Here is a 12,794-nt window from a genome sequence, read left to right as displayed (position 1 = left end):
GAGTGAAGCCGACGGGCGTGGTCCCGCCGCTGCGGAGGCGCAGCCGGCGCGCGCGACGCGGCCGGATCCGCCGAGCTCGTGGCACACCCGTAGGCCCCGCCGTACTCGGAGAGGACTGACCCCTTGGCGAATCTGATCAATCTGGAGCAGGTCCACAAGAGCTTCGGAATCACCCCGCTGCTGGACAATGTGTCCCTCGGCGTGCAGGAGGGTGAGCGGATCGGGGTCGTCGGTCTCAACGGCGGGGGTAAGACCACACTGCTCGAGGTGCTGACCGGACTCGAAGCGCCCGACAGCGGGCGGGTGAGCCGCATCAACGGCCTGCGCATGGCGGTGGTGACCCAGCGCGGTGTGCTGCCGGACGGGGCCACCGTCGGCGAGGTGGTCCTGGCCGGGCTCGCCGAGGACGCGCGCACGGACGGTATCGCCGAACACGAGTGGGCCGCCGATCCTCGTATCCGCAGCGTGCTCGACGGTATCGGCATCGCGGATCTGGGAATGGACACCTCGGTCGCCAATCTGTCCGGTGGCGAGCGCCGCCGCGTCGCCTTGGCCGCCGCACTGGTGCGCGAGCTGGATCTGCTGGTCCTCGACGAGCCCACCAACCACCTCGACGTCGAGGGGGTGCAGTGGCTGGCCGAACATCTGCTCGCCCGCCGCAGCGCACTCGTGGTGGTCACCCACGATCGCTGGTTCCTCGACACCGTCGCCACCCGCACGTGGGAAGTGGTGGGCGGCAAGGTCGAAAGCTACGAGGGCGGCTACAACGACTGGATCTTCGCCCGCGCCGAACGGGCCCGCCAGGCCGATGCCACCGAGGCGCGCCGCCGCAACCTGGCCCGCAAGGAATTGGCCTGGCTGCGACGCGGACCGCAGGCCCGCACCTCCAAGCCGCGCTACCGGGTCGAGGCCGCCGAGGCCCTGATCGCCGATGTGCCGCCGCCGCGCGACACCGTGCAGCTGGCCTCCTTCGCGCGGAAACGCCTGGGCCGCGTGGTGATCGAACTCGAGGACGCCACCCTCACCACCCCCGACGGCCGCGAATTGGTGCGCGATCTGACCTGGCGGTTGGCACCGGGAGAGCGGGTCGGCCTGGTGGGGGTGAACGGATCGGGCAAGACCACCCTGTTGCGCGCGCTCGCCGGTGACGTGGAACCCGCCGCGGGTAAGCGAATTCAGGGCCAGACCGTCCGGATCGGCTGGCTGCGGCAGGAACTCGACGATCTGCCCACCGATATGCGGGTGCTGGAAGCGGTGTCCGACGTCGCCGAGCGAACCATGCTGGGAGACAAGGAGATCAGTGCCGGACAGCTCGCCGAACGGCTCGGATTCACACCCGCCAAGCAGCGCACTCCGGTCGGTGACCTGTCCGGCGGTGAGCGCCGCCGCCTGCAGCTGACCCGCATCCTGATGAGTGAGCCGAACGTCCTGCTGCTCGACGAGCCCACCAACGACCTCGATATCGACACCCTGCAGCAACTCGAGGATCTGCTCGACGGCTGGCCCGGCACCCTGGTCGTGATCAGCCACGACCGGTATCTGATCGAGCGCATCAGCGATTCCACCTGGGCCCTGTTCGGCGACGGAAAGCTCACCAACCTGCCCGGCGGCATCGAGGAATACCTGCGCCGCCGCGCGGCGCTCGCCGACACCGCGCGACGTCCTTCGGGGTCCGGCGCGCAGGCCGAAACATCCGCTCCCGCCACCGATTCCGCCGCCTATCGCGCCGCGCGCAAGGAGTTCGGCCGGCTGGAGCGGACCCTGGAGAAACTCACCGAGCGAGAGGAACGCCTGCACACCGCGCTGGCCGAAGCCGCCACCGATCCGGAGAAACTGGTGAGCCTCGGCGCGGAACTGAAGCAGGTGCAGGCCGAGAAGGAGTCGACCGAGATGCGCTGGCTCGAACTCGCCGAAGAGGTCGGTTAGGTCGTGAGTCGGAGGGCGTGGCCCGGTGATGTCAGAGGGCGTGGCCCAGTGATGTCAGAGGGCGTGGCCCAGTGGCGGCACCGGCAGGCACGCGCAGGTGAAATCCGTCCCGAACGAGGTGAGCGCGATGCTGCGGTAGACGACCTTGGTGCCGAATCCGCGCTTGAGCAACCGCCGCACCTCCGGCTGCGATTCCAGTAGCTGATAGCGGGCCGGATTGTCCAGCTGATCGCCGTCGGCGGTGATGAGTCCGAGGCGGCGCAGATTGGTCAGATAGGTGATCGCCCGGTCGGGGAAGCGCAGCGCCGCGGTCTCGCCGATCAGCGACATGCCGACCTCGATGCGCTGGGTTCCCGAGCCGAGCGTCCGCCCGGTGCGGATGTCGAGCGCGGGCTGCGGCCCGTCGAGGTAGAGGAAGCGCAGGATGCGGGCCTCGTCGGGAGCCAGTTCGGCGACGATGCGCACGAAGGCCGGATGGTCGGTGTCCTCGCAGTGCACATCGGCCGAGCGGCGCAGCAGTTCGGCGCCGCGATCGCGCAGGGTCGGTGCGGATGGGGCGGGAGCGCCGTCGGGTGCGGCATCGATGCCGAGCGCTCGCCGCACCGAGTCGCGAACCTGCTCACCGGCCTCGGAGAGCACATGCCGCGGCGGCTGCCCGGACATGCTGCCGCGCACCACCGTGGCGGTCACCCCGACCGCGGTGCCCAGGCTCCAGGCCGCGGCCTCGGTGACCGCGGAGAGCGCCACCCGCACCACACCGGTGGTGGTCCGCACCGGACCCGCCCAGCCCGGGCGGGCGTCCTCGGGCAGCATCAAGTCGGCCGACCGGCGTGCGACGAGGTCGGTGGAGCGCGCGTCCGGGTCCGGGAAGACCGTCTCGATTTCGGTCGCACCGGTACCGGCCGCCTCCTCGGCGCCGGACTCGGCCACCACCTCGGCGTATTCGATCGAAAACTCGGCGCCGTCACCGGTTTCCGGCGCGGATCCGCTCACAGCCATACGTTCGCTACTTCCGTTCCGAAGATCAGAAGATGAGCGTAACCGGCAATGAGCCCCAGCACACCGCCATGGACGAACAAAAGCCACTCGTCCTGTTTGATCGCCGCGCGCAGCATGTCGACGAAGTCCGGCGGTTTCAGCGCCGCCATCTGCTTGGCGATGTACTGGCTGACCTGCCGGCTCTGCTGGGCGTTGAACCCGGGATCGGCGAAGGCGGCCGGTGCCAGCGATTTGGCCTCGTCGGTGAAGCGGGTCTGCAGGGTCGCGTAGTCGCGGCTGCCGATCATGAACTTCAGCGCCCCGCGCATCGGCCCCAGCGCGCGGTCGGTGGCTGGGCGCAGGGTGTCCTCGAGGACCTGCATGGTGCGGTCCGAGCGCGGGCCGTTCAGGAGTTCGTCACCGACATTGGCGATCGTGATGATCTGGGTGGCCACCAATTCGGCATAGCCCTCGGTGATTTCGGGCTGCCGCTTGATCAGCAAGCCCTGCCGCCACGGGCACCACCACTTCGGATAGGCGGGTTCGAAGATCATGTTGAGCCCGATCCAGTTGACCACCCAGCCGATGATCACACCGCCGACCGGCAGCACCACCAGCGGCGACCAATGCGTCAGATGCAGCACCGCGACCAGCACCAGACCCATCGGCGCGCCGAAATAGAAGCCGAAGTTCTGCATGAACCGCAGTTCCTTGGCGCCCAGCACCTGAAATACCGTGTTGAGCAACTGCGGCCGCGATTGGAAATACCGGATCACCATCTGTTTGACATCGAGCAGTTGTTCGATGTTCGACCCGAGTTCGTCGGTCAGTTCCTTGAGGATATCCGGGAGTTGTTCCCGGACCCGCTCGTGTACCAACTCCCGGACCTGCGCGGGCAGGTTGTACCAGAGCTGTGGATGTTCCCGCCGGGCAATCTCCTCGACGATGTCGCGGATCTGCGACTGCGCCATATCGGTCAGATGCGCGGCCAGTTCATCGGGCTCGAGTTCCCGATAGAAGTCGGCGACGCTGCCGAGTTTCGAGAGCCCTTTGTCGACGGCGATCGAGGCCATCTTGTCCGCGCGCGAGGGCACGATTCCCTGCCAGCCCATGCGGCCGTCGTACTGCAGCAGCGGCAGCACCTGAATGCGCTTGGGAAGATAGGGGAACAACCATTTCAGACCCGGTACCCGAAACCCGTGAAAGCGCAGCGGCTTGAACAGCATCAGGATGCCGGTCCAGTTGGTGATATAGCCGATGACACCCGTGAAGAGGGGGATCGTGATCAGTTCCAGCAAAATCGTCGGGTGAAAACCCAGCAAACTATCCAGCACGACACCCTCCTGCCGACCCCTTACCGGTGACCGCCGTCACACCGGCACTACAACGTACCCCGTCGGCCAGGCGAACCTTACTGTGAATTCCGGAAACGGGTCCAATTGCGACTGCAGCGACGCGGCCGGAGGCGGCAGCCTGCGTAACCACGGAGGCCGCCGCGGAGGTCGCCATTCAATTCTGCGACTGCAGCGACGCGGCTGGAGGCGGCAGCCTGCGTAACCACGGAGGTCGCCTCGAATTCGGGTCGGAAGCTGCTACACGGTAGCGTATGGCGGAGACTTCGATCACATCGTGCGATCGGAATGTCGCACCGGACAGCGGCAGCCGCAAGAATGACCGGAACCACATTCATGCCGCTATCGCTGACGGGTGTCGGCGCTCATGGCTGAGAGCCGCCGAACATGGCCGGTGGCCGTCGGGGTGCGGTAAGAATATGTGAGCGGACTCGTTCACCTGGCGATATTCGGAGAATGACGTGACAGACGACAGGACCGGACAGGATGTGGTCCGACCCGGTTCCCGCGCTGTGGAACGCAGCTCGGACGTGGAGAAGCGGCAGATCAGCAACGAAGCCCGCATGATCCGCGGCGTCTTCCGGGCTGCCGGCCTGGCAGCCGGGACCGCGGTCCGCGGCGGCCAGTGGGCCGTCGGCACCGGCCTCGAGGTCACCAAGCAGATCGCCCAGGCCGCGCTGGACGGCGAATCCTCCACCGAGATCGCCGAACGCACCGGAGCCGCACTGCAGTCCGTCGCCCGCAGCGTCCTCGGCGTCACCGAGGGGTCGGTGCGCGAGATCGTCAGCTACGTCCCCACCAACGGCCAGGCGCCCGGGCCGTCGACCGGCGGGCTGGTCCGCTCGTCGACCCTGGTCGATCTGCGCCGTCGCGGCGACAATCTGCTCGCGCGCTCGGCCGATGTGTATTTCACCGAGGAAGTGCATCCGGCCTACGACCGCATCCTCGATCAGCTCTCCTCGGACGAGGCGCGGATTCTGCGCTTCATGGCCATCAACGGGCCGCAGCCCTCGGTCGACGTGCGCACCAACCGGCCGCTGGGGATCGGTTCCGAGCTGGTCGCGGGAGATCTGACGTCGGTCCCGGAGCAGGCCGGCGTGCGCTATCCGGACCGGTCGCGGCTATATCTGATCAATCTGAACCGGCTCGGTCTGCTGACCACCTCCGACGACCCGGTGGTCCTGAGCCGTTATATGGTGCTCGAGGTCCAGCCGATCGTGGAATCGGCGCTCAAGCAGGCCGGCCGGGTGCCCAAGATCGTGCGAAAGAGCTTGCGCCTCACCGAATTCGGCGAGGACTTCTGCAAGACCTGCTTCACCATCAACGGGTCCTGATCCCCAGGCCGCCGGTCAACGCTGTGTAGCGATACGATACCTATTTTCCGATCTGCGCAGATTCGCCGGATCCGGTGGGATTGTGGAGGTATGGACTCCGATGCCGTCTCCGCGATCAGCCGGCTGAAGTTCCGGTACCTGAGAGCACTCGACACCAAATCGTGGGAAGACTTCGCCGACACGATGATCCCGGAGGCGACGGCGACCTACAGCGAGTATCTGCAGTTCGAGTCGCGTGATGCGTTCCTGGCGTTCATGCGCAATACCCTCGGGCCCCACGTCATCACCGAACATCGGTGCGACCATCCCGAGATCGATATCGACGGCGATGCGGCGACCGGCACCTGGTACCTGGCCGACACCGTGCTCATCCCCGGTCACAACATGCTGCTGCGCGGGGCGGCGTTCTACAACGACCGGTATGTGCTCTGCGAGGACGGCCATTGGCGCATCGCCCACACCGGATACGAGCGGACCTACGAGGTGGTGCTGTCGCTGTCGGACCTGCCGAGTCTGCGCCTGACCGCCAGCCGCTGGGGAGTGATCACCGGCGAACCGGGTTCGGTGCCCGATATCCCGGCTGTGGTGTCGAATATCGAGGACACCCCCGGCGGGCCGGCCGAGGAAGAACCGGACGAGGCGATCGGGTAACCGCCCCTCTCAGTCTGTGTCGGTCGGCGGACTGACGTGCCGGCCTCCGTGGTTACGCTCCGCTGCCGCCTCCGGCCGACCCGTCAGTCCGCGGTCGCGACGAGCGGTTCCAGCGTCAGCTCCGGCATTTCCTTCTCGATGTACTGCAGCCGCCACTTGTCGCTGAACAGGGCCAGGATCACGCCGTCGCTGCGGGTGAAGACCTCGACGCCGCGCTGGCGGTCCAACTCCGGCGACGAGGCGGCGTCGGTGCGCCGGGCCAGCTGATAGGGCAGGAAGTCCAGCTGCGTTTCGACGTTGAATTCGGCCTGCATGCGGGCGGTGACCACCTCGAACTGCATGGGGCCGACCGCCGCCAGCACGGGCGAGGCGTCGCCGCGCAGATCGTTGCGCAGCACCTGCACCACGCCCTCGGAGTCGAGCTGGTCGATGGCCTTGCGGAACTGCTTGTACTTGCCCGCGCTGCGAGCGCGCAGGGTGGCGAAATGTTCCGGCGCGAAGGACGGAATCGGCGGGAACTCCACCTTCTTGTCCACGAACAGCGTGTGCCCGGGGGCGAGTGCGGTCGCGTTGACCAGACCGACCACATCGCCCGGATAGGCGGTGTCGACGGTGGCGCGCTCACGGCCGAAGACGGTCAGCGCGTATTTCGTCGCGAAGGGGCGTCCGGTCTGGGCGTGCGTGACGACCATGCCGCGCTCGAATTCGCCGGAGACGATGCGCATGAACGCCAGCCGGTCGCGATGTGCGGCGTCCATACCGGCCTGCACCTTGAACACGACCGCGCTGAACGGGTCGGCGGGCTCTCGCGGGGCGCCGTCGACGTCGGCGCGCGGGCCGGGCGGCGGGGCCAGCGCCACCAGCGTGTCGAGCAGTTGCCGCACGCCGAAGTTCAGCATCGCGGAGGCGTAGATGACCGGTGAGGTCTGCCCGGCGAGGAACAGTTCCTGATCGTGGTCCTGGCCGGTGGCCGAGAGCAGTTCGCTCTCCTCGGCCGCGGTCTCCCACGGTTCGCCTTCGCGCGCGGCGGCCTGCTCGGGTGTGTACGACTCCTCCGGCGCGATGGTCGCGCCACCCGCGGTCCGGGTGAAGTGGATGTATTCGGTGGCGGCGCCCTCGGGACCGCGGCGCAGCAGGCCGCGGAAATCGCCCGCGATGCCGACCGGCAGGAACAGCGGCGTGGGGGTCAGGCCGATCCGCTCGCTGATCTCGTCGAGCAGTTCCAGCGGCGCCCGTCCCGGGCGGTCCCACTTGTTGATCACGGTGATCACCGGGATGCCGCGGTGGCGGCAGACCTGGAACAGTTTGAGTGTCTGCGGCTCCAGGCCCTTGGCGGCATCGATGAGCATGACCGCGGCGTCGACGGCCGTCAGCACCCGGTAGGTGTCCTCGGAGAAATCGGAGTGGCCGGGCGTGTCGACCAGATTGATCACGCACTCGCCGTATTCGAACTGCAGTGCCGTGGAGCTGACGGAAATACCGCGCGCCTTCTCCATTTCCATCCAGTCGGAAACGGTCGACTTCCGTCCCGATTTCCCGTGAATGGCACCGGCCTCGGAAATCATCTTCGCGTGCAGGGCCAGGGCCTCGGTGAGCGTCGATTTACCCGCGTCCGGATGGGAGATCACCGCGAAGGTGCGCCGCCGTTCCGCCTCCTGCGCCACCCGCCCGGATGTGGTCGTACTGGCTGCGGGGGAATTCACCGATCGGCTCCTCTTCGCGGGACAGGGCAAAGTACCAGAATACGGGAACGGGGACGTTCGGCTCGCAGCGGGCAGGGGAGTGACTCCGGAAAAGCCGCCGGTCAGGGCGGGTGTGCCGGACGCGAGGTCAGTCGGACAGATGCTGGGCGACGGTCCGCAGGACGAGCCGGTCCAGGTCGATGCCCGGCGTGATCCGGGTGGCGATGCAGACCGGCGCCCCGGTGGTGCCGGTAGCGTTGAGCGGCACCGATCGGGTGAAGCGGCGTGGGCGGCGGCTGCTGCGCTTCGGCAAGGTCCGCATCGTCTTCGGTGCGCCCCGCACCTTCCTGCCGGTCGATCGCGCCGCGGTGCGCACCGCGACCGACGACCTCATGGTGGAATTGGCGATGCGCTCGGGCCGCCGCTACGTGGATTGCTACGCGGCGCACTTTCGCGCCGAATCCGCCTGAACCGGCCGGGGTGAAGCCGAACCGGCGTTCGCCCGTCCGGCGTGCATTACCGCATCGGGGTGCTGCGCGAAAGCGTTTTTCGCTACATGCTATTGTTCTCAGGTTGTCTCGGCGAGGGTGTCGCACCCAGTGCACACCGTGATCGACGCGGCTCGGCTTCCGGCCGTTGTCGTGCGGTCATCGCCCGACGAGCAGACCCTTTCGCCAGGGCCGTCCGAATCAGGACAGTACCTGGCCAGCACACCGTCCGCCCCGGAAAGCCGTAGGAGAGTATTTCAGTCATGTCCGACGTCAGCGTTCTCGCAGCTCAGACCCGCACCGAATTCGGCAAGGGCGCCGCGCGCCGCACCCGTCGCGACGGCAACGTTCCCGCCGTCCTGTACGGCCACGGCGAGGCGCCGAAGCACCTGGCGGTCAACGCCCAGGCCTTCGCCGCGATCCTGCGTGAGCACGGCACCAACGCCGTCCTGAACCTCGAGATCGACGGCAAGAAGCAGCTGGCCATGACCAAGTCCGTGGTCGTGCACCCGATCCGCCGCTACATCGAGCACGCCGACCTGCTGATCGTCAAGCGTGGCGAGAAGGTCGTCGTGGACGTGCCGGTCGCGCTGGCCGGCGATGCGGGCCCGGGCACCCTGGTCACCCAGGAGGCCACCACCGTGTCGATCGAGGTCGACGCGCTGAACGTGCCCGAGTCCATCGAGGTCTCGATCGAGGGCGCCGAGGCCGGCACCCAGATCACCGCCGGTCAGGTCGAGCTGCCGAAGGGCGCTGCCCTGTCCGGTGACCCGGAGGCCCTGATCGTCAACATCATCGTCGCTCCGGCCGCCGAAGCCGTCGAGGGCGAGGGTGCGGGCGAGGCCGAGGGTGAGGCCGAGAGCGCCGAATAATTCGGTCGTTCAACGGATTTCGATGACGGAATCTCCTGCCCCCGCGCTCGTGGTGGGTTTGGGTAACCCCGGGCCCGAATACGAGCGCACCAGGCACAATGCCGGTTTCCTGGTCGCCGATGTGCTCGCCGAGCGCATCGGCGGCCGGTTCACCGTGCACAAGAAGTCGGGCGCCGATCTGCTCGAGGCCCGGCTCGACGGGCGCAAGGTGCTGCTGGCCAAGCCGCGTACCTACATGAATCTGTCCGGCCGTCCCGTCGCGGCGCTGGCCCGGTTCTTCTCGATTCCGCCCACCGAGGTCATCGTCGTGCACGACGAACTGGATCTGCCCTTCGGCAGCATCCGGCTCAAGCGTGGCGGCGGCGAAGGCGGTCACAACGGGCTGCGTTCGATCTCGAATGCCCTGTCCACCAAGGACTATCTGCGGGTGCGGTTCGGGGTGGGCCGCCCGCCCGGCCGGCAGGACCCGGCCGATTTCGTGCTCAAACCGTTCTCCGCGCCCGAACGCAAAGAGGTTCCGGTGCTGGTCGAACAGACCGCCGACGCGGTGGAGTTGTTGTTGCGGGTGGGCCTGGAAACCGCCCAGAACCAGCTGCATTGACGATCCGGTGCGAAGATCGTGGTCGTGCAGGACTACACGACGATTTTCGATCGGTATCGGGGCACGCTACTGGGCGGGGCGGTCGGTGATGCGCTGGGCTGGCCGATCGAATTCCTGAAACTGGAACAGATCCGGGATCGGTTCGGCCCCGACGGGCTCACCGGATTCGCCCCGGCGGCAGACGAATCCGCGCCCCGGCAGATCACCGACGACACCCAGATGACGCTGTTCACCGCCGAAGGGCTGTTGCGGTGCGTGCCGGGTGCGGATCCGGCGCCGGCTCTGCGCGGCGCCTATCTGCGCTGGCTGCGGACGCAACGGGAACACGCACCCGACGCGCGCCCCGACGGCTGGCTGGCGAGTCTGCCGTATCTGTACGCGGTGCGCGCACCGGGCAACGCGTGTATGGGCGGGCTGAATCGGCAGGCGCGAAGCTATCGCGAACCCCATCCCTTCGGCGTCCCGGGCCCGGTGAACGAGGATTCCAAGGGATGCGGCACGGTCATGCGATCCGCCCCGTTCGGATTGGCCGTCCTCGGACCCGAGGCCGCCTTCCAGGCCTCGGCGCGGTGTGCCCAGCTCACCCACGGCCATCCCACCGGATACCTGGCCGCCGGCGCCGTCGCCGCGCTGATCGACCGGCTGGTGAACGGCGTCGATCTGCGAACCGCGGTGCAGGACACCACGAGTCAGGTCGAGGCGGTCGCCGGTGGCGCGGAAACCGCCGCCGCTCTGCGCAAGGCCGTAACCATCGCGGACGCCGGGGCCGCCACCTCCGAGGGGGTCGAACAGGTCGGTGCGGGCTGGGTGGCCGAGGAATGCCTGGCCATCGGCGTCTACTGCGCGCTGGACGCCGAGCGGACCGGAGACCTGCGCCGCGCATTCCTGTTGTCGGTCAACCACTCCGGGGATTCCGATTCCACCGGCTCGGTGGCGGGCAATATCCTCGGCGCCCGCCACGGCCTCGCGGCGCTGCCGCTGGACTGGTGCGGTGCGGTCGAGGGCCGCGACGATCTGGCGCGCGTCGCCGACGATCTGGTCGCCGCGTTCGTGTACCGCGACCGGATCCCCCTCGGCGACCGCTACCCGCTGGACGCGCCGGAAGATCCGGTACCGCAGTAACTCTCGTGACGATCAGTTCAGGTGCGCCGCGGTGGCCGAGCGGCGCAGTTTTCCCGAGGACGTCTTCGGCAGCGCGCCCGGGCCGAGAACGGTGACGCTGCGCGGGCGGGCGCCGACCGCGCTGAAGACCTCGTGCACGACCTCGTGCTCGATCCGGCGCACCGCCTCGGGATCCTGGAAGTCGTTGCTCTCCACCACGACCGCGAAACTCTCCCGCTTCTGCCCGGCGTCCAGGCGCACCGCGACCGCGTTGCCCGGCCGCACCCCGGCGACGCGCAGCGCGGCGCGTTCGATGTCGGTCGGGAAGATGTTGCGCCCGCCCATGATGATCACGTCCTTGATCCGGCCGCAGACCACCACCGACCCGTCCTCGATCAGGTAGCCGATATCGCCCGTGTCGAGCCAGCCCTCGGCGTCACGAGCGGGCCGGAAACCCTCGACGGTCACATACCCCGCCGTGACCGCGGGACCCCGTACCTCGAGCACACCCACCGTCCGGGTCGGTAGCGGCCGGCGCTCGTCGTCGACCACCCGCATCTCCAGATTGTCCACCGGGCGTCCGAGCAGGGGGAGACGGCGCAGATTGCCGTGGTGGGCCTGCGCATCCGTCACCGGAACCGCCTTGCCGAGCGCCTCGAGCAGATCCGCGTCGACGATGTCGACGACCTGCCCGACACCCGGATCCGGAATCGACACCGCCAGCGTCGTTTCGGCCATGCCGTACACCGGCGTGAGCGCGGACGCGCTGAGGCCGAAGCGTTTCCCGGCCGCGGCGAGGGCGTCCATGGTGTCGGGGTCGACCGGTTCGGCGCCGTTCCACATGTATCGCACGCTGCTCAGATCCAGGGAGCCGTCCTCGGCGCGCGCCAGGCGGCGGGTCAGCAGCGAATAGGCGAAATTGGGTGCGGCCGTGACCGTTCCGCGGTATTTCGAGATCAGTTCGGCCCACAGGATCGGCCGCCGCAGGAAGTCCATCGGCGTCACACAGACCACCTCGGCGCCCAATTGCATCGGCACGCTGAGGAATCCGACCATGCCCATATCGTGGAACAGCGGCAGCCAGCTGACCATCACGTCCTGATCGAGCTGGAACTTCACCCGGTCGAACATGGCGTAGGCGTTGACGTAGAAGTTCTCGTGCGTGATCCGCACCGCCTTCGGCGATCCGGTGGAACCGGAGGTCAACTGCTGCAGAGCGATATCGGATTCCTCGGTCGGCACCGGATCGGTGTCGGGCCCCGTGGCCAGGTCGTCGGTCAGGACAACGGTGATACCGCGTTCGGCCAGCAGCGGTGCCGCCACCTCGAACGGTGCGCCCAGCACCACCGCGCGGGCCTCGATCATCTGCAGCACCGTCTCGGTGTCGCGGGCCCATAATTGCAGATCCGTGCGCGGCGTCGGCTGATGCAGCATGGTGATCGACGCCCCGCGCATCCAGATCGCCTGGGTGGCCGGCGCGATATCGGCGGGCATACCCGCCAGCACGCCGACGGCGTCGCCGTGCTCGATCCCGGCTGCCGCGAGCCCGCCCGCCATTCGCCGTGCGAGGCGGTGGATCTCGTCCCAACCCCGGCGTAGCGGCGCCTCCGGCTCCCCGGTGATCAGCCCCCGGCGGGAACGTTGTGCGGTCGCGAACATTTCCTCGGTGAACCGGCTCACCCTCGAACTCCCGTCTCCACCCGACCGGCGGTCGGCACATCTGCACTATCTCGGTGCGCGGGCGCGGCGTTAGCCGGCGCCGGAGCGTGATCGTTTCAGCGTCGCACTACGAATAACACGATGGAAATC

The 12,794-nt window shown here is 68.0% G+C and carries 11 protein-coding genes; 7 read left to right on the top strand and 4 right to left on the bottom strand.

Translation table 11 applies throughout. The features are described from left to right. Positions 1-123 precede the first annotated feature (123 nt). A complete protein-coding gene (locus tag NA3_RS17820; RefSeq protein ID WP_062964762.1) occupies positions 124-1,926 on the top strand; it encodes an ABC-F family ATP-binding cassette domain-containing protein in 1,803 nt (600 codons plus the stop codon). A gap of 54 nt (positions 1,927-1,980) precedes the next feature. On the opposite strand, the gene NA3_RS17815 is transcribed toward NA3_RS17820, so the two are convergent. Continuing rightward, a complete protein-coding gene (locus NA3_RS17815; protein ID WP_227995561.1) occupies positions 1,981-2,919 on the bottom strand; it encodes an Abi-alpha family protein in 939 nt (312 codons plus the stop codon). Continuing rightward, a complete protein-coding gene (locus tag NA3_RS17810) occupies positions 2,916-4,238 on the bottom strand; it encodes a DUF445 domain-containing protein (RefSeq protein WP_084491652.1) in 1,323 nt (440 codons plus the stop codon). Before NA3_RS17810 ends, NA3_RS17815 begins: the two co-directional genes overlap by 4 nt. Before the next feature lie 479 nt (positions 4,239-4,717). On the opposite strand from NA3_RS17810, the gene NA3_RS38670 reads away from it, so the two are divergent. Together NA3_RS38670 and NA3_RS17800 are read left to right on the top strand one after the other, a co-directional pair. Beyond that, the gene (locus tag NA3_RS38670; RefSeq protein ID WP_030515219.1) at positions 4,718-5,590 is read left to right on the top strand and encodes a DUF4393 domain-containing protein; all 873 of its coding nucleotides are present in this window, start codon (positions 4,718-4,720) and stop codon (positions 5,588-5,590) included. A gap of 90 nt (positions 5,591-5,680) precedes the next feature. Continuing rightward, a complete protein-coding gene (locus tag NA3_RS17800) occupies positions 5,681-6,241 on the top strand; it encodes a nuclear transport factor 2 family protein (RefSeq protein WP_062964761.1) in 561 nt (186 codons plus the stop codon). Positions 6,242-6,324: 83 nt separating this feature from the next. Here NA3_RS17800 and NA3_RS17795 read toward each other — a convergent pair whose 3' ends face one another. Next, positions 6,325-7,944, bottom strand: coding sequence for a peptide chain release factor 3 (locus NA3_RS17795; RefSeq protein WP_084491651.1), 1,620 nt, complete (start codon positions 7,942-7,944; stop codon positions 6,325-6,327). A gap of 236 nt (positions 7,945-8,180) precedes the next feature. Between NA3_RS17795 and NA3_RS17790 the strand changes: the two genes are divergently transcribed. From NA3_RS17790 to NA3_RS17775, 4 genes are all read left to right on the top strand, one after another. Continuing rightward, the gene (locus NA3_RS17790; RefSeq protein ID WP_174561090.1) at positions 8,181-8,393 is read left to right on the top strand and encodes a hypothetical protein; all 213 of its coding nucleotides are present in this window, start codon (positions 8,181-8,183) and stop codon (positions 8,391-8,393) included. Positions 8,394-8,674: 281 nt separating this feature from the next. Beyond that, positions 8,675-9,283 (top strand): 50S ribosomal protein L25/general stress protein Ctc, encoded by a 609-nt coding sequence (locus NA3_RS17785; protein ID WP_062964759.1) that lies wholly within the window; start codon positions 8,675-8,677, stop codon positions 9,281-9,283. 22 nt (positions 9,284-9,305) lie between these two features. Next, a complete protein-coding gene (gene pth, locus NA3_RS17780; protein ID WP_062964758.1) occupies positions 9,306-9,884 on the top strand; it encodes an aminoacyl-tRNA hydrolase in 579 nt (192 codons plus the stop codon). Between the two features lie 24 nt (positions 9,885-9,908). Further along, complete coding sequence (locus NA3_RS17775; RefSeq protein ID WP_062964966.1) at positions 9,909-11,006, top strand: ADP-ribosylglycohydrolase family protein; 1,098 nt, start codon at positions 9,909-9,911, stop codon at positions 11,004-11,006. A 12-nt stretch (positions 11,007-11,018) separates the two neighbouring features. Here NA3_RS17775 and NA3_RS17770 read toward each other — a convergent pair whose 3' ends face one another. Next, positions 11,019-12,665, bottom strand: coding sequence for a fatty acyl-AMP ligase (locus NA3_RS17770; RefSeq protein ID WP_062964757.1), 1,647 nt, complete (start codon positions 12,663-12,665; stop codon positions 11,019-11,021). Positions 12,666-12,794 lie beyond the last annotated feature (129 nt).

This window comes from Nocardia africana NBRC 100379 (assembly GCF_001612635.1).
GTDB classification, from domain to species: Bacteria; Actinomycetota; Actinomycetes; order Mycobacteriales; family Mycobacteriaceae; genus Nocardia; species Nocardia africana.
The sequence above is the reverse complement of the archived record's forward strand: the minus strand, read 5'-3'. Positions and strand labels throughout refer to the sequence as shown.

What these genes read in the sequence shown, in the direction of transcription:
- NA3_RS17785 (WP_062964759.1), top strand. Translation starts at nt 8,675, where the DNA reads ATGTCCGACGTCAGCGTTCTCGCAGCTCAGACCCGCACCGAATTCGGC.
- pth (WP_062964758.1), top strand. Translation starts at nt 9,306, where the DNA reads ATGACGGAATCTCCTGCCCCCGCGCTCGTGGTGGGTTTGGGTAACCCC.
- NA3_RS17800 (WP_062964761.1), top strand. Translation starts at nt 5,681, where the DNA reads ATGGACTCCGATGCCGTCTCCGCGATCAGCCGGCTGAAGTTCCGGTAC.